This window comes from Knoellia sp. LjRoot47 (assembly GCF_964253435.1).
Classification (GTDB): domain Bacteria; phylum Actinomycetota; class Actinomycetes; order Actinomycetales; family Dermatophilaceae; genus Knoellia.
Map to the genome: position 1 here is coordinate 681386 of NZ_CAXUQS020000001.1, position 16069 is coordinate 697454.

General features: G+C 70.3%; 14 protein-coding genes. 8 read left to right on the forward strand and 6 right to left on the reverse strand.

Translation table 11 applies throughout. The features are described from left to right. Window positions 1–2 precede the first annotated feature (2 nt). Complete coding sequence (locus ACSQ11_RS03495) at window positions 3–1712, forward strand: alpha-amylase family protein (protein WP_436003088.1); 1710 nt, start codon at window positions 3–5, stop codon at window positions 1710–1712. A gap of 32 nt (window positions 1713–1744) precedes the next feature. On the opposite strand, the gene ACSQ11_RS03500 is transcribed toward ACSQ11_RS03495, so the two are convergent. Together ACSQ11_RS03500 and tadA are read right to left on the reverse strand one after the other, a co-directional pair. Beyond that, window positions 1745–2353: a DedA family protein gene (locus ACSQ11_RS03500; protein ID WP_436003090.1), complete on the reverse strand. Its 609-nt coding sequence runs from the start codon at window positions 2351–2353 to the stop codon at window positions 1745–1747. After that, entirely contained in the window at window positions 2350–2781 is a 432-nt protein-coding gene (tadA, locus tag ACSQ11_RS03505) for a tRNA adenosine(34) deaminase TadA (RefSeq protein ID WP_436006686.1), read from the reverse strand. The genes ACSQ11_RS03500 and tadA overlap by 4 nt, the downstream gene beginning before the upstream one ends. Window positions 2782–2866: 85 nt before the next feature. Between tadA and upp the strand changes: the two genes are divergently transcribed. The 5 genes from upp (at window position 2867) to ACSQ11_RS03530 (ending at window position 7271) form a co-directional block, all read left to right on the forward strand. Next, a complete protein-coding gene (gene upp, locus ACSQ11_RS03510; protein WP_436003092.1) occupies window positions 2867–3505 on the forward strand; it encodes a uracil phosphoribosyltransferase in 639 nt (212 codons plus the stop codon). A 129-nt stretch (window positions 3506–3634) separates the two neighbouring features. Then, window positions 3635–3811, forward strand: coding sequence for a hypothetical protein (locus ACSQ11_RS03515; protein ID WP_186828030.1), 177 nt, complete (start codon window positions 3635–3637; stop codon window positions 3809–3811). Window positions 3812–3813: 2 nt separating this feature from the next. Beyond that, window positions 3814–4680 (forward strand): PH domain-containing protein, encoded by an 867-nt coding sequence (locus tag ACSQ11_RS03520; protein WP_436003094.1) that lies wholly within the window; start codon window positions 3814–3816, stop codon window positions 4678–4680. Further along, complete coding sequence (locus ACSQ11_RS03525; protein ID WP_436003096.1) at window positions 4677–6164, forward strand: APC family permease; 1488 nt, start codon at window positions 4677–4679, stop codon at window positions 6162–6164. The genes ACSQ11_RS03520 and ACSQ11_RS03525 overlap by 4 nt, the downstream gene beginning before the upstream one ends. A gap of 189 nt (window positions 6165–6353) precedes the next feature. Then, window positions 6354–7271: a type IV toxin-antitoxin system AbiEi family antitoxin domain-containing protein gene (locus ACSQ11_RS03530; protein WP_436003098.1), complete on the forward strand. Its 918-nt coding sequence runs from the start codon at window positions 6354–6356 to the stop codon at window positions 7269–7271. Window positions 7272–7384: 113 nt separating this feature from the next. Here ACSQ11_RS03530 and pntB read toward each other — a convergent pair whose 3' ends face one another. After that, entirely contained in the window at window positions 7385–8764 is a 1380-nt protein-coding gene (gene pntB, locus ACSQ11_RS03535; RefSeq protein WP_436003101.1) for a Re/Si-specific NAD(P)(+) transhydrogenase subunit beta, read from the reverse strand. 7 nt (window positions 8765–8771) lie between these two features. Beyond that, entirely contained in the window at window positions 8772–10313 is a 1542-nt protein-coding gene (locus tag ACSQ11_RS03540) for a Re/Si-specific NAD(P)(+) transhydrogenase subunit alpha (protein ID WP_436003103.1), read from the reverse strand. Between the two features lie 150 nt (window positions 10314–10463). Here ACSQ11_RS03540 and ACSQ11_RS03545 point away from each other — a divergent pair, with 150 nt between their 5' ends. Next, window positions 10464–10895, forward strand: a complete 432-nt coding sequence (locus tag ACSQ11_RS03545; RefSeq protein ID WP_436003105.1) for a hypothetical protein — start codon at window positions 10464–10466, stop codon at window positions 10893–10895. Window positions 10896–10984: 89 nt separating this feature from the next. Here ACSQ11_RS03545 and ACSQ11_RS03550 read toward each other — a convergent pair whose 3' ends face one another. Both ACSQ11_RS03550 and ACSQ11_RS03555 read right to left on the reverse strand, forming a co-directional pair. After that, on the reverse strand, window positions 10985–13333 hold the full coding sequence (locus ACSQ11_RS03550) for a sunset domain-containing protein (RefSeq protein WP_436003107.1): 2349 nt from the start codon (window positions 13331–13333) through the stop codon (window positions 10985–10987). Window positions 13334–13419: 86 nt separating this feature from the next. Continuing rightward, window positions 13420–15072 (reverse strand): AMP-binding protein, encoded by a 1653-nt coding sequence (locus tag ACSQ11_RS03555; protein WP_436003109.1) that lies wholly within the window; start codon window positions 15070–15072, stop codon window positions 13420–13422. A gap of 74 nt (window positions 15073–15146) precedes the next feature. Here ACSQ11_RS03555 and ACSQ11_RS03560 point away from each other — a divergent pair, with 74 nt between their 5' ends. Beyond that, window positions 15147–16061 (forward strand): universal stress protein, encoded by a 915-nt coding sequence (locus tag ACSQ11_RS03560; protein WP_436003111.1) that lies wholly within the window; start codon window positions 15147–15149, stop codon window positions 16059–16061. Window positions 16062–16069: the final 8 nt, after the last annotated feature.

A 16069-nucleotide genomic window follows, 5' to 3' on the forward strand; every position in this document is an offset into this window, starting at 1 on the left:
CCATGCGCATCACCGACACGAGCGACCAGTGGTGGAAGTCCGCCGTCATCTACTGTCTCGACATCGAGACGTTCTACGACTCCGACGGCGACGGCATCGGCGACCTCCAGGGCCTGGCCCAGCGCCTCGACTACATCTCCGAGCTCGGCGTCACCTGCATCTGGCTCATGCCCTTCTACCCGAGCCCGCAGAAGGACGACGGCTATGACGTCGCCGACTTCTACGGCGTCGACCCGAGGGTGGGCACCGCCGGTGACCTGGTCGAGGTGATCCGCACCGCCCACGACCGCGGGCTCCGGGTCATCACCGACCTCCTCGTCAACCACACCTCCGACCAGCACCCGTGGTTCACGCAGTCGCGACGCAGCACCGACAACCCCCGGCGCGACTGGTACGTCTGGCGTTCGGACGCCCCGCCGGACACCAAGGCACAGGTGGTCTTCCCGGACAAGGAGGACTCCATCTGGGCCAAGGACGACCGGACCGGCGAGTGGTACCTCCACCACTTCTACTCCCACCAGCCCGACCTCAACGTCGCCAACCCCGAGGTCCGCGACGAGATCGCCCGCATCGCCGGCTACTGGCTCGAGCTCGGGCTCGACGGGTTCCGCGTCGACGCCGTTCCGTTCTTCGTCGAAGACGTCGAGACGGCCCGCGAGAAGTCCTCGGGCTCGGGGCGCAACGACGACGTCACCGAGAGCCTCAGCCCGCACCAGCACCTCAAGGACCTGCGGGCGTTCATCAATCGCCGCAACGGTTCTGCCGTGATGCTCGGCGAGGTCAACCTCCCCCACACGCAGCAGCGCGAGTACTTCGGTGGCGAAGCCGGCGACGAGCTGCACATGATGTTCGACTTCATCGGGATGCAGAACATGTATCTCTCGTTGGCCCGTGAGGACGCGCGCCCGCTCGCCAAGGCCCTGCTCGACCGACCACCGGTCCACAAGACCTGCCAGTGGGCGACGTTCGTCCGCAACCACGACGAGCTCACGCTCGACAAGCTCACGGACACCCAGCGGCAGGAGGTGTTCGACGCACTCGGCCCGGACCCGGAGATGCAGATCTACGACCGTGGCCTCAAGCGCCGCCTGCCACCGATGCTCGGCGGGGACCCTCGACGGGTCCGCATGGCCTACAGCCTCCTGTTCTCCCTCCCGGGCACACCCACGCTGTTCTACGGGGAGGAGATCGGTATGGGAGAGGACCTCGCCGGGGAGGGGCGCCTCGCGGTGCGGACCCCGATGCAGTGGAGCTCGGACACCAACGGCGGCTTCTCGACGGCGCCGCCGCGCAGGCTCGTCCGCAGGGTCACCCCCGGTGGCTTCGGGCCCGATCACGTCAACGTCGTCTCCCAGCGCACCGACCCCGACTCGCTCTGGAGCTTCATGCGCCACCTCGTTCAGACCTACCGGTCGTGCCCGGAGCTCGGCTGGGGCGAGTTCACCGTCCTCGACCAGCCCAACCCCCGGGTCCTCGCGCACGAGTGCTCCACCGGCGAGGCGGCCGTCGTCGCCGTCCACAACTTCGGCGCCGAGCCGCAGACCGTCACCCTCGACCTCTCGCACTGGGTGGAGGAGGAGGACATCGAGCTCGCCGACCTGCTCTCCGGCGCTGACGTCAGCACCGAGGGTGGCTCGCTCGAGGTCGTGCTCGACGGCTACGGCTACCGCTGGCTGCGGGTCCACCCCGCCGGCGACCTGCGGATCCCGTGAGCGCCGAGGGCCTCGGTCGCGCGCCGAGCGCCTCAGGCGCGTGCCGACGCCGTCCGTCGCCAGCTCCACACCGCCACGCCCACGATGAGGAAGCCCCCGAGGAGCACCGCCCCCACCGTCCCGAACCACGACACCACCTGCTCGTACGACTTGCCTGCGGCGTAGCCGGCGAGCACGCTCCCGACCGCCCACGACCCGGCGCCCAGCAGGTCCCACGCGAGGAACTTCGGGTACGGCATACGCGAGATCCCGGCGAGCGAGGGCATGACCGAGCGCACGAACGGGGTCCACCGGCCCAGGAACACCGCCAGCCCGCCACGCAGCCGCAGCCGTGCCTCGGCGCCCGCCAGACGCTGTCGTCGCGCAGGGTTCGTCACGCGCCGGTGCAGCCGCGGGCCGACCCGGCGCCCGACGGCATACCCGACGTTGTCCCCGAGGATCGCCGCGGCGAGCACGACGACGAGGACGGACGCGAGGGAGGTCTGGCCGATGGCCGCCGCGGCGCCCGCGAGCACGGCGACGGTCTCGCCCGGCAGGACCATCCCGACCAGCAGCGCGCACTCGCCGAAGACGACGAGGCCGGCGATCGACAGGATGACCCACGGCGGCTGGTCGAGCAGGAGGGCGAGGAGGTCGCTCACCGGCGCTCCCCGAAGAAGTCGAGCAGCTGGCGCGACGCCTCGGACTCGAGGACTCCCCCGACGACCTCGATGCGATGCGTCGCGCGCCGGTCGCGCACGACGTCCCACACCGAGCCGGTCGCCCCGAGCTTGGGGTCCCACGCCCCGAGGACGATCCGGGAGATCCGCGCGAGCATCGCCGCGCCCGCGCACATGGGGCACGGTTCGAGGGTCACGACGAGCGTGCAGCCCTCCAACCGCCACGAGCCCGTATGCCGTGCCGCCTCACGGAGAGCGACCACCTCGGCGTGGGCCGTGGGGTCGCCGTCGACCTCCCGCAGGTTGTGGCCCTCACCGATGACCTCGCCACCGGGGCCGAGCACCACGGCGCCCACCGGCACGTCGCCCTCCTCCGCGGCACGCGCGGCGAGCTCGAGCGCGCGGCGCATGGGGCCGGCATACTCCTCGCGCAGCGGGGCGGTTGTGGGGCCGGACGCTGGTCCGGGGTCGGGGCACACACGCTAAGTTTCACCCATGCGCGTTCACGTTGCCGACCATCCGCTCATCGCACACAAGCTCACCTACCTGCGTGACAAGCGGACGGACTCCCCGACGTTCCGCCGGCTGGCCGAGGAGCTCATGACCCTGCTCGCCTACGAGGCGACGCGTGACGTGCGGGTCGAGCCGTTCGAGATCGAGACGCCGGTGGCCCCGACGACGGGCATCAAGCTCTCCAACCCCAAGCCGCTCATCGTGCCGATCCTGCGCGCGGGCCTCGGCATGCTCGAGGGCATGGTGCGCCTGCTGCCGAGCGCCGAGGTCGGGTTCCTCGGCATGCAGCGCAACGAGGAGACGCTCGAGGCGATCACCTACGCCAACCGCCTGCCCGACGACCTGTCCGGTCGTCAGGTCTACGTCCTCGACCCGATGCTCGCCACCGGCGGCTCGATGGCCGACGCGATCAAGTTCCTGCTCGACCGCGGCGCCGACGACATCACCGCCGTCACCCTGCTCGCGGCGCCCGAGGGCATCGCGCACCTCGAGGAGTCGCTCGCCGACGCCGGGGTGCCCGTCCAGCTCGTCACCGGGTCGATCGACGAGAAGCTCAACGAGCTCGGCTACATCGTGCCGGGCCTCGGCGATGCCGGCGACCGGCTCTACGGCGTCGTCTGACGCCCGGCCCGACACGCCGTGTGGCCACATGAGTCACACCAGTCACACGTCCATCCGTCATCATGAGGTGCTGCGAAGTCGAGCCTGCGCGCGCCCCTGCGTCAGGCCTGAACCCGAGAGAGAGTCGACGTGTCCATGCCCCCGGTCAAGAAGATCGTCACGTGGCTGCTCGTCATCTTCCTGCTCTACGCCATCTTCACCTCGCCCTCTGACGCCGCCAACATCGTCGGCAGCGCCTGGGACGTCATCGCCAACGGCGTGGCCAACATCGGTCGGTTCTTCGACTCCCTGATCGCCCGGAGCTGACCTTGGCGGCCGGGCGCCTCGATCGAGAGCTGGACCGCTACCTCGTCGAGGGCGAGAACGTCGTCACGATGGTGCGCCAGCACTGGTTCTCGCAGATCCGCCCGATCGCGCTCTTCGTCGGCCTGCTCTTCCTCGCGACGTACGTCGAGGCCGAGGCCCCGCGCACCCGCGGCGGCGCAATGCTCGCGAACTTCTTCTGGTATGCCGCGTTCGCCGGTGCGCTGTACCTCCTGTGGCGCTATCTCAACTGGCGCCACGACTGGTTCGTCGCCACGGACAAGCGCTTCCTGCTCTTCTACGGCTTCATCCGTCGCAAGGTCGCGATGATGCCTCTGACGAAGGTCACCGACATGACCTTCGACCGCTCGGTCATGGGGCGGATCATCGGCTACGGCACCTTCCTCCTCGAGTCCGCCGGCCAGGACCAGGCCCTCGGCCACATCGAGTACGTCCCGCAGGCCGAGCGCCACTACCGCGCCATCTGCACCGTGCTGTTCGGCTCGGACGCGCCGCGTGACCCCGACGACGGGTGGGACGAGGACGACGAAGGTCCCGACGACGGACCCGGCGGGCGCGGTGGACGCGGAGGGCGTCCCGGCTCCGGACCGGACAGCGGCTACGACGACGGCTGGCAGGACCACTGGGAGGACCCGCACGGCTGGCGCGACTACCTCGGGCAAGGCGAGGGCGCGCGGGGAGCGGACGGCATACACAACCCGGTTCGCGACCACCGCGGAGTGACGCCGCCCCACGAGACCCTTTACCGCAGCTCCGATCTCCTGCACGCTTCTCGGTTGGAGGACACGGGTGAGATCCCCGTCATCAGGCCACGCAGCCAGCGCCGGCCCGGACGAAAGGGAATGCGATGAGCGTCATGCGGACCAAGTCCATCGAGCAGACCATCCGCGAGGGTGACGAGCCCGAGTACCAGCTCAAGAAACGCCTCACCGCCCTCGACCTCACCGTGTTCGGCGTCGGCGTCGTCATCGGCGCCGGAATCTTCACCGTCGCCGGCCGTGCGGCCAACCAGCTCGCCGGGCCCGCGGTCATCATCTCGTTCATCGTGGCCGCCATCTGCTGTGCGCTGGCGGCGCTCTGCTACGCGGAGTTCGCGTCGTCGATCCCGGTGTCGGGGTCGGCGTACACGTTCTCGTACGCGTCGCTCGGCGAGCTCGTCGCCTGGATCATCGGGTGGGACCTCCTGCTCGAGCTGCTCCTCGGTGCATCCGTCGTGGCACAGGGCTGGTCGGCGTATCTCGGCATCTTCCTCGATCACCTCGGGATCACCATTCCCGAGTCGGTGGCCTACGGGTCCTCGTTCGACCTGCCGGCGTTCCTCCTCGTGCTGGCGCTCACGGTGCTCGTGTCCGTCGGCATCAAGGAGTCGCTGCGGGTCAACATGGCGCTCGTCGCCCTCAAGATCTTCATCGTCCTGTTCGTGATCTTCGCCGGCCTCTCCTACGTCAAGACCTCGAACTACAGCCCGTTCATCCCGCCGTCGGTGCCGAGCAAGAGCGGCTCGACGATGGAGCAGCCGCTCGTCGAGTTCCTCTTCGGGTTCGCCCCGTCGGCATTCGGCATCTCCGGGATCTTCGCCGCGGCCTCGCTCGTCTTCTTCGCCTACATCGGGTTCGACGTCGTGGCGACGACGGCCGAGGAGGCCAAGAACCCGGCGCGCGACCTCCCCCGCGGCATCCTCGGCTCGCTCGTCATCTGCACGGTCCTCTACTGCGCCACCGCCCTCGTCCTCACCGGCATGGTGAAGTACAACGAGCTCGAGGAGTCCGGCTCGCTCGCCAACGCCTTCGAGCAGGTGGGCAAGCCGGGGTACGCCACACTCATCTCGGCGGGCGCCGTCGCGGGTCTCACCACGGTCGTCATGACGCTGCTCATCGGGTCCTCACGCGTCGTGTTCGCGATGTCGCGCGACTGGCTGCTCCCGTCGGGGCTGGGCCGGGTCAACCGCCGGACCGGCACCCCGCTCAGGATCACCATCGGCCTCGGGCTGCTCGTCGCCATCGTCGCCGCCGTCACGCCCGTCGGCAAGCTCGAGTTCATGATCAACATCGGGACGCTCACGGCGTTCTTCCTCGTGTCGATCGCCGTGCCGGTGCTGCGCAAGCGGCGGCCCGACTTCGAGCGGCCGTTCAAGGTGCCGTTCAGCCCGTGGCTGCCGTGGCTGTCGGCGGCGATCTGCGCCTACCTCATGTTCACGCTGCCGGTGGAGACGTGGATCCGCTTCATCATCTGGATGGCGCTCGGGTTCCTCATCTACTTCGTCTACGGGTACCGCAAGTCGCGGCTGGCGGGCGAGGCCCGCGAGGGCGAGGTCCCCAGCATGACAAGCACCTGACCCTCACCCGCATCAACTTTTGCTCCCCATGCGGGAACCTTGAGGGTCCGGACGGAACATTTCCGTCCGGACCCTCAAGCTTTTGTCCGGATGCCCGGCTGTCCACAGGCACCCCGCTCCTCTGCGGTCGTCCACAGGTCGATCAGCTGCCTCTCGCCCTCTCGCCAGGTCCGTCGAATGCTGGCGACCATGACCTCCCTCGATCCGTCACTGCGAGCCCTCGCCGAAGCGCAGCACGGGCTCTTCACGACCAAGCAGGCCCACCGGACCGGGCTCTCCGCGGTGGCGCTCGTCCACGCCGTGCGTTCCGAGGAGCTCCTCCATCCCGCCAGAGGCCTGTATGCCGTGGCCGAGCTCGTCGACCCGACGTCGCCGTCGAGGTGGCATACGGACCTGTCCTTCGGTGCCGGGCTGCTGTGGGACGACGCCACCCTGAGCTCCACGACGGCCGTGCTCGCACATGGGGTCCAGGTGTGGGGCGCGGGTCTGTCCACCGTCCACGTCCTGCGTCCGATCGACCGGTCGATCCGGGTCGGGCCCTATCGCGTTCGGCAATGGACAGGTCAGCCGACCGCGCCCACGGCCGTCGGCGCAGCCGTCGATCTGCCCACGGCCCTGGCCGCTCATGCGATGGAGCAGGGAGTTGTCCAGGGTGTCGTGAGCGCCGATCACGCACTGCACCAAGGTCTGGTGTCGTTCGATGATCTGCAGGCCGCCGTCGAGGTGGTGGGCGGTTGGCGTCACGGGAGCCGGGCGGTCTCGATGCTCTCCTTCGCCAACGGGCTCCGGGAGTCTGTCGGCGAGTCGCGCTGCTCGGTCATCCTCGAGATGGCCGGCCTCGTCCTCACACCTCAGGTCGAGATCCGGGACCACGACGGACGGCTCGTCGGTCGCGTCGACTTCCTCGTCCACGGCACCAACGTCATCGTCGAGTTCGACGGACGGATGAAGTACGACTCGGGCGACCCGGCGGTCCTGTGGGCGGAGAAGCGCCGAGAGGACGAGCTTCGACGTCTCGGTTATGTCGTGGTCCGTATCACCTGGGCAGATCTGGAACGCCCCGGGGCAGCGGCCGCCAAGGTGCGCTCCGCGATCGCGGCGGCTTGACGGCATACGAAGTCCGTTGGGCATGCAGCCGGAGGCAACATTGAGGGTCCGGAGGGAACATTTCCCTCCGGACCCTCAAGCTTCCCTCCTAGGGAGCAAAAGTTGGGCGCGGGTCAGAGGGCGGTGAGGATGTCGTCGACGCGCTGCTTGGCGTCGCCGAAGAGCATCTGCGAGTTCTCCCGGAAGAACAGCGGGTTCTGGACACCGGCATAGCCCGTCGCCATCGAGCGCTTGAAGACGATGACGTCGTGCGCGTTCCACACCTGGAGCACCGGCATCCCCGCGATCGGCGAGGTCGGGTCCTCGGCGGCCGCCGGGTTGACCGTGTCATTGGCGCCGATGACGAGGACGACGTCGGTCGACGGGAAGTCGTCGTTGACCTCGTCCATCTCGAGCACGATGTCGTAGGGCACCTTGGCCTCGGCGAGCAGCACGTTCATGTGGCCGGGGAGGCGCCCCGCGACCGGGTGGATCCCGAACCGCACCTCCACGCCGCGATCACGCAACCGCTTCGTGAGCTCGGCGACGGGGTACTGCGCCTGCGCCACGGCCATGCCGTAGCCCGGGGTGATGATGACCGACGACGCGTCGCGCAACAGGTCGGCGGCGCCCTCGGCGGTGATCTCGCGGTGCTCGCCGTAGTCCTTGTCGTCGCCGACGACGACCTCCTGGCCGAACCCACCGGCGATGACCGAGACGAACGACCGGTTCATCGCGCGGCACATGATCCACGACAGGATCGCACCGGAGGCACCGACGAGCGCGCCGGTGACGATGAGCAGGTCGTTGCCGAGCATGAAGCCGGCCGCGGCCGCCGCCCAGCCTGAGTACGAGTTGAGCATCGACACGACGACGGGCATGTCACCGCCGCCGATCGACGCGACGAGATGCCACCCGAACGCCAGCGCGATGAGCGTCATGAGGATGAGCGGCACGACCGAGTGCGACTGGACGAACCACAGCAGCAGCAGCGCCGACACGACGAGCGCCGCGAGGTTGAGCCAGTGGCGTGCCGGAAGCATGAGGGGCGTCGAGGGGATCCGTGCGGACAGCTTGAGGAACGCGACGACCGAGCCGGTGAGCGTCACGGCGCCGATGAACACCCCGAGGAAGACCTCGACCGAGTGGATCGTGTCCGACGCGTCGCCGACGGTGAGGTGGCTGTTGAGGCCCACGAGCACGGCCGCGAGCCCCACGAACGAATGCAGCATCGCCACGAGCTCGGGCATCTGGGTCATCTCGACCTGGCGCGCCCGCCACAGCCCGATCGCGGCACCGATGCCCATGGCCAGCGCGATGAGCAGCAGTGTCACGAGGGCGTGCTCGGACCGCGAGAGCACCAGCCAGATCGTCGCACCGAGCGCGATGACCATGCCGGTCACGCCGTAGGCGTTGCCCTCCTTGGCCGACTCGTGCTTGCTCAGCCCCGCGAGGGAGAGGACGAAGAAGACGGCAGAGACGATGTATGCCGCAGAGACCACGTTGCTCGTCATCGTCGCCTCAGTCCTTCCGGAACATCTGGAGCATGCGGCCGGTCACTGCGAATCCTCCGAAGATGTTGATGCTGGCGACGAGGATCGCCAGGAACCCGAGCGTCTTGACGAGCAGGTTGTCGGAGTCGATCTGCAGCAGACCCCCGACGACGATGATTCCGCTGATGGCGTTGGTCTCGGCCATGAGCGGTGTGTGCAGGGCGTGCGACACGTTGGAGATGACGTAGAACCCGACGATGACCGCGAGCGCGAACACGGTGAAGTGACCGAGGAACACCGCGGGCGAGGCCGACGCGACGAGCGCGAAGACGAGCGACCCCACGGCCATCCAGAGGTACTTGAGGCGTGGATCCCGCTTCCTGGGTGGCTCGGGGGGCGCGGCCGTGGTCGGCGCCGCGGCAGCATCGCCCACCGCTCCCGCCGCCGACACCTGCACCGGTGGTGGCGGCCACATCACCTCCCCCTCGCGGACGACGGTCATCCCGCGTTGCACCGGGTCCTCCAGGTCGAGCTCGAAGTGGCCGTCCTTCTCGGGCGTCACGAGCTTGAGGAGGTTGACGAGGTTGGTCCCGAACAGCTGCGACGCCTGCGTCGGCAGCCGTGCGGGGAGATCGGTGTAGCCCAGGATCGTCACGCCGTTCGCCGTGACGACCTTCTGGTCGGCGACGGAGCCTGCGACGTTGCCGCCGTTGGCCGCTGCCATGTCGACGATGACCGAGCCCGGCTTCATCGACGCGACCATCGCCTCGTCGAGCAGCCGCGGCGCCGGCCGGCCGGGGATGAGGGCGGTGGTGATGACGATGTCGACGTCGGCGGCCTGCGCGGCATACAGCTCGGCCGCCTTGGCGTTGAAGTCCTCCCCCGTCTCCTTGGCGTAGCCGTCGGCCGAGGGTCCGGTGTCCTCGACGTCGATCCGGAGGAACTCCGCACCCATCGACTCGACCTGCTCGGCGACCTCGCTGCGCGCGTCGAACGCCCTCACGACCGCACCGAGCGAGCCGGCCGTCCCGATCGCCGACAGCCCGGCCACACCGGCTCCGACGACGAGCACCTTGGCGGGCGGCACCTTGCCGGCGGCGGTGACCTGCCCGGTGAAGAGCGAGCCGAACTCGTGGGCCGCCTCGATGACGGCGCGGTAGCCACCGATGTTGGCCATCGACGACAGCACGTCGAGCGACTGCGCGCGCGAGATGCGCGGCACCGCGTCCATCGCGAGTGCCGTCACCCCGCGCTCGGCCAGGGCGGAGACGAGCTCCGGGCGCAGCGCCGGCGCCAGCAGGGCGACCACGGTCTGTCCGGCGCGCAGTCGCGCGACCTCGGACTCGGAGGGGGCGTTGATCTTGAGGATGACGTCGGTGTTCCAGACGTCCTCGCCGACGATGTCCGCACCTGCCGCGACGTAGGCGGCGTCCTCGAACGTCGCGAGGTGACCCGCGCCGGACTGGACGAACACGGCATACCCGAGGTCGATCAGCTGCTCGACGGTCCTCGGGGTCGCCGCGACCCGGGTCTCACCCGCCAACGACTCCAACGGCACACCGATGCGCACGACCGACCTCCTGGGTCCGGGACAGATACGCACGCGAACCTACTAGCCGAGGTCGACCCCGTGCCCGACTTGTGACTGCTGCGACGGCGTGGCGGCGTTCGGCGCCCACCAACCGCCCCTCGTGACGCGAGTCCCACTACGGTCGTGCCCATGGATGACTCGGTGCTGTGGCTCGTCGGTGCGGTCGCCCTCGTCGTCGTGGTGGCGGCGTTGATCTGGGTCCTGCGCACCCGGGGCGGCTCCGCGGCGCCGGTGCACCACGGCTACGAGGCACCCGAGGTGACCGAGACGGGCCAGCGCGGACGCAGCGACGTGACCTTCGGCGGCACCGACGACACCGACGCACCCATCGACCAGACCGTCCCGCGCAGCAGGCTCGGCGGCGCCGGGTGGCGCGACCGTACCGACGCTCCGGTCACCCGCACGACCGACTCGTATGCCGGTGAGTCACCGTCCTGGGCCGACGAGTCGTCCGCGGACGGCTCGGACTCACCCCTCGAGCACCATGTGGCCGTCGACCCGACGGACGCGGACCGGGGCGTGGACGAGGAGCTCGACCGTCGGCGCGGAGGTCATTGGTGAGCCGCTGCCCCGTCGACTGAGGTCCGTGGCGAGAACGACGACGCCCCGCCGGTCGAGACCGGCGGGGCGTCGTCGTGCGCTGTGCGGGGTCAGCCCTCGGAGGGGTTGAAGCCCGCGCGGCGGGCGGACTCCTCGTCGTAGAACCACACGTCGGGCTCTGCCGAGTCGTAGCCGTTGGCGCCGGGGGCGCGGTAGGTCATCGTGTCGCGGTACGCCTGCACGGGGTGGTCGAGCGGCTGCGCCCGATCCTCGAACGGTGCGGCCGAGCCGACGCCGTAGCCACCGTCGCGGATCTCCTCCATCGCCGAGATCCGTCGCGACGAGCTCTCGCCCTCGGTCGAGCCGCCGTCCTCGGACGAGCCGCCGTCCGAGTCGCCGTCGGACCCGTGGTCGTCGCCGCTCCACGCGTCGCTCTCACGGTCCTGCGCGCCCTGGTCGTCCGACGCCGTCTCGTGCGTGTCGGACTCGTCGGTGGCGGACTGCTCGGAGCCGGCCTCGTCGGTGCCGTCGTCGACTGTGTTGATCCGGTCGGTCCCGTCGGGCCAGTGGGTCGCGTCGCCACCCTCGCCGGTCGTGTCGTCGGTCGTGTCGGTCCGGTCCCCGTCGGCACGCGAGTCGGACTCGACGTCGCGGTCGGTCTCGACGTCGCCGCTGCGGGCGTCGTCGTCGCCGACGGAGTCGTCGCCGCTCCCGGCGACCGTGTCGTCACGGTCGCCCTCGTGGTCCGTCCCCGAGGGCTCGGAGTCGGACGTCGCGGCGGCACCCGCCGCACCGGCAGCACCCGCAGTGGCGCCGGCTGCTGCGGCCCCGCCCCACTCGCCAGAGCTCCCGGACTCCGAGTCATGGGAACCGGAGCTGTCGGCGTCGAAGTCACGCGCTCCCGAGCTCGCCGAGACGGTGGCGTCGGTCGTGGAGTCGGACTCGTCCTCCCACGTCTCCTCAGTCGTCGGCTCGTCGTCGGTCGAGTCACGCGCCCCGGTGTCGGCAGCGGTCGCCTCGGTGTTGCGGTCGGTGTCACGGTCGGTCACCGCGTCGCGGTCGGCCACGGGCTCGTCACCGCTGCCGGTCCCGTCCTGGCGACCCGCGTCGGAGCCCTCGGAGGCGAGGGGGGAGGTGCCCGGGGTCTGCTCGTCCGCCGGGAGCGGCTCCGTGGACGCGTAGTCCTCGACGTCGCCGATGATCGTCATCTCGCCGGCGTCGCCGTCGGAAGCGTCCGGCGCGCGCTCGTCGCCGTCACGGAGGTCTGCGTCGCGACCGTCGGCATCACGCAGGTCGCGGTCACGACCGTCGCCGTCGCTCGGGTCGCGGTCGCTCGCGTGAGCACCACCGTCACCCAGGTCGCGGTCCCCCGCGTCACGGGCATCGTTCGTGCGTTCTCCGTCGGTCCCGTCGCCGGACGCGGCCTTGGCACCGAAAAGCTCTTCATCGGACATCGTCGTCTCCTGTGCTCGTGGGTCGCCCTGGTCCACGTCCGAGACGGAGTCCGAGGCCTGGTCCGCATCGCGGCTGCTGTCGACGGGCGCCCACGTGCGCGCGGCGGGCTCGTCGTCGTGGTGGTCGGCTCCGTTGTCGCTGTAGTCGACTCCCGACGCGAGCCGCGCGGAGGCGTCATCGGGGTCGTTGCCGCGCGTCGCGGCATACGCACTGCCCGCTGCGGCCGCGGCACCGCCAGCGACGGCGGCACCCGTGCCCCATCCGCGGTCGGTGCGGTCCTCGTCCGCGGAGTCGGGCGTCGTGACCGAGTCAGCGATGGGGGTCCCGGAGTCGGAGTCGGCGGAGCGGGCCCCGGCGGCCGAGTCGGCGGGCTCAGGGGTCGACGTCATGGCGGACGTCGCGGGCGCCTCCTGCGCCGTCATGGACGCCTCGGACCGCTCGGGCCCGTCGGACGCCAGGGGCGCGTCGGTGGTCTCCGGTGCATCCGCGGTGGGCGAACCCCAGCGGCTGGCTTCGGGAGCCTGGTCACCTGCGGTCGACGGAGCCGTCGCGGGCACGGGCGTGTGGACGCGGGTCTCCTCGAGGGGTCGGACGTCGTCGTCGAGGTCCTCGGGGAGCGGGCGGGGGTCGTCGTTGGCGACCTCGACGTCGGGGTCGAGCTCGTCGGCACGGCGGAGCTCGGCGTCACGCTCCATGCGCCCGCGCTCGAGGTCGGCCTGGTGCCGACGCGCCTCCTCCTCGACCCGCTGCGCCTCACGGGCGCTCTCCTCGGCCTGACGCGCCCGTTCCTCGGCCTCCTGGCGGGCCACCTCGGCGCGCTCGGTCGACTGCTGGGCGAACGACTCCTGGCCCGAGAGGGCGGCCGACCGCTCGTGGGCACCGGCGCGGATGCTCGCGGCCTCGGCCCGCTGCTCGTCGAGACGGCGCTGCTTGCTGCGCGAGACCAACCACCACACGAGGAGGAGGAGGGCAAGGATCACAAGGGCGCCGATGAGGTACTTCACGGTGACTGCTCCTGACGTCGTCGTCGGGTGCGGCGGCACCCGCTCGTGCCCAAACTACCGTCGGACCTGCACGGATGGGGCGCGGGTCACGCCCCGGCTGGGGGCCCCTGATCGAGGCCCAGCTCCGCCACCGTGATCTCGCGCATCTCGACCTTGCGGACCTTGCCGGTGACCGTCATCGGGAAGTCCTCGACGATGCGGACGTAGCGCGGGATCTTGTAGTGCGCGAGCTTGCCCGAGGCGAACTCGCGCAGCGACTGCGCCGTCATCGGCTCCGCACCCTCACGCATCCGGACCCACGCCGCGAGCTCCTCGCCGTACCTCGCGTCGGGCACCCCGACGACCTGCGCGTCGACGACGTCCGGGTGGGTGTAGAGGAACTCCTCGATCTCGCGCGGGTAGATGTTCTCCCCACCGCGGATGACCATGTCCTTGATCCGTCCGGTGATCTGGAGGTAGCCGGCGTCGTCCATGACGGCGAGGTCGCCCGTGCGCATCCAGCCGTCGACGACGGCCTCCGCGGTCTTCTCCTCCTCGCCCCAGTAGCCGATCATCACCGAGTAGCCCTTGGTCCAGAACTCGCCGGCCTGGCCGCGGGGCAACGTCTCGAGGGTCACGGGGTCGACGACCTTGACCTCGAGGTGCGGACCGACCTGGCCGACGGTGCCGACCTTGCGGTCGAAGTCGTCGTCGGTGCGGGTCTGCGTCGAGACGGGCGACGTCTCGGTCATGCCGTAGCAGATCGTCATCTCGTCGATGCCGGCCGCGATGACCTTCTTCATGAGCTCTGCGGGGCACGTCGACCCGGCCATGATCCCGGTGCGGACCGAGCTGAGGTCGTAGTCGGCGAAGGTGGGCAGCGCCCACTCGGCGATGAACATCGTCGGCACGCCGTAGAGGCTGGTGCACCTCTCCTCGGCAGTCGCGGCGAGAGTCAGGGCAGGGTCGAACCCCGGCGCCGGGATGACCATGCAGGCGCCGTGGCTGGTCGCCGCGAGGTTGCCCATGACCATCCCGAAGCAATGGTAGAAGGGCACCGGGATGCAGATCCGGTCCTCCTCGGTGTAGCGGCACACCTCGCCGACGAGATAGCCGTTGTTGAGGATGTTGCGGTGGCTCAGCGTGGCGCCCTTGGGGAAGCCGGTCGTGCCCGACGTGTACTGGATGTTGATCGGGTCGTGCGGCGAGAGCCCGTCGGCGACCTCCCTCAGTCGTGCGTCGTCCACGGAGTCGGCGCCGGCCACGAGGTCGGACCAGCTGTCCTGGCCGATGACCCACACGTGCTCGAGATCGGGGCAGTCGCCGCGCACCTCCTCGATCATCGCGACGTAGTCGGACGTCTTGAACGACGCCGCCGTGAACAACCCGCGTATGCCGGCCTGCTTCAGCACGAAGCCCAGCTCGTGGGAGCGGTAGGCCGGGTTGATGTTGACGAGGATGACGCCCACCTTGGCGGTGGCGTACTGCACGACCGTCCACTCGGCGCAGTTCGGCGCCCAGATGCCGACCCGGTCGCCCTGGACCAGGCCGGCGGCGAGGAGCGCCCTGGCGAGCCGGTCCACCTGCTCGCCGAGGACGGCATACGTCCACCGCACTCCTTGGGCGCGGTCGACGAGCGCCTCGCGGTCGCCGTGTCGAGCGATGGTCGCGTCGAGGTTCGCCCCGATCGTCTGCTCGAGCAGCGCCGGCTCGGTCGGGCCGGCTGCATGGGAAAGCGTCGGGTCGGCGGTGGGTGACATCGAGTGCCCTTCTCACGTCGGTGTGAGACCCGAACGTAACCCCCGTCGCACCCCGCTGTCTGTAGGGTCTCGACATGGACGCGAGCGAGGGTGACGCCATCCCCGACGGTGCAGTCGTCGTGGGGATCGGGAACAGCGACCGAGATGCGGAGTGCCTGACCTGGGCCGGCAACTCCGCCCAGCGGTCCGGCAGCCCGCTGCACATCCTGCACGCGCACGACCTCGGCGCCGAGCTCTCCGCCATCGACCCCGTCGCCGGCAACCCGGTCTCGATGGGGCCCGAGGGCGACATCGGCAACGCCGGCCTCCTCGACGAGACGCTCGCGAGGGCCCGCGAGCGCTGGCCCGACCTCGCCATCACGGGCAGCCTGCCGTTCTCCCGTCCCGAGCAGGCGCTCATCGACGCGTCACGCACCGCGCGCCTCGTCGTCGTCGGCGCCGCCCGCACGAGCACCCTCCAGCGGCTCGGGCTGGGCCGCTCGTCCCTCGCCGCCGCGATGCACTCGTCGTCCCCGGTCGTCATCGTCCCGCAGGGCGCCCGGGTCGACTCGGAGGGACCGGTCGTCGTCGGCATCGACGGCTCCAGCCACAGCGTCGCCGCCGCCGAGCGCGCGTTCTGGATCGCCGAGCTGCGTGACACCCCGCTCGTGGCCGTGACCACGTGGAACGTCGAGGTCGTCGACGGCATGGTCGTCACGACCCCCGGCACCGACGCGTGGAACTCCGTCGAGGCGAAGTACCGCGCCGTCGCCGACCGGGTCGTCGGGCCGCTGCGCGCCAAGCACCCCAAGGTCGACTGCACGGTCGAGGTCGTGCGCGGCGCCGCGGCCAAGGTCCTCGCCGAACGTTCGGCCCAAGCCGGGCTCGTCGTCATGGGTACGCGCGGCCGCGGCGGATTCGCCGGGATGCTGCTGGGCTCGCAGAGCCAGAAGGTCCTCGAGACCGCCACCTCGCCGGTCATGCTCGTGCGCGCAGCGCAGAACGACTGACCCACCTG

Bases quoted from the DNA above. Each gene is read 5' to 3' on its own strand.
- ACSQ11_RS03555 (WP_436003109.1), bottom strand. From the start codon at position 15,072: ATGTCACCCACCGCCGACCCGACGCTTTCCCATGCAGCCGGCCCGACC.
- pntB (WP_436003101.1), bottom strand. From the start codon at position 8,764: ATGACGAGCAACGTGGTCTCTGCGGCATACATCGTCTCTGCCGTCTTC.
- tadA (WP_436006686.1), bottom strand. From the start codon at position 2,781: ATGCGCCGCGCGCTCGAGCTCGCCGCGCGTGCCGCGGAGGAGGGCGAC.
- ACSQ11_RS03495 (WP_436003088.1), top strand. From the start codon at position 3: ATGCGCATCACCGACACGAGCGACCAGTGGTGGAAGTCCGCCGTCATC.
- ACSQ11_RS03545 (WP_436003105.1), top strand. From the start codon at position 10,464: ATGGATGACTCGGTGCTGTGGCTCGTCGGTGCGGTCGCCCTCGTCGTC.
- ACSQ11_RS03525 (WP_436003096.1), top strand. From the start codon at position 4,677: ATGAGCGTCATGCGGACCAAGTCCATCGAGCAGACCATCCGCGAGGGT.
- upp (WP_436003092.1), top strand. From the start codon at position 2,867: ATGCGCGTTCACGTTGCCGACCATCCGCTCATCGCACACAAGCTCACC.
- ACSQ11_RS03530 (WP_436003098.1), top strand. From the start codon at position 6,354: ATGACCTCCCTCGATCCGTCACTGCGAGCCCTCGCCGAAGCGCAGCAC.
- ACSQ11_RS03560 (WP_436003111.1), top strand. From the start codon at position 15,147: ATGGACGCGAGCGAGGGTGACGCCATCCCCGACGGTGCAGTCGTCGTG.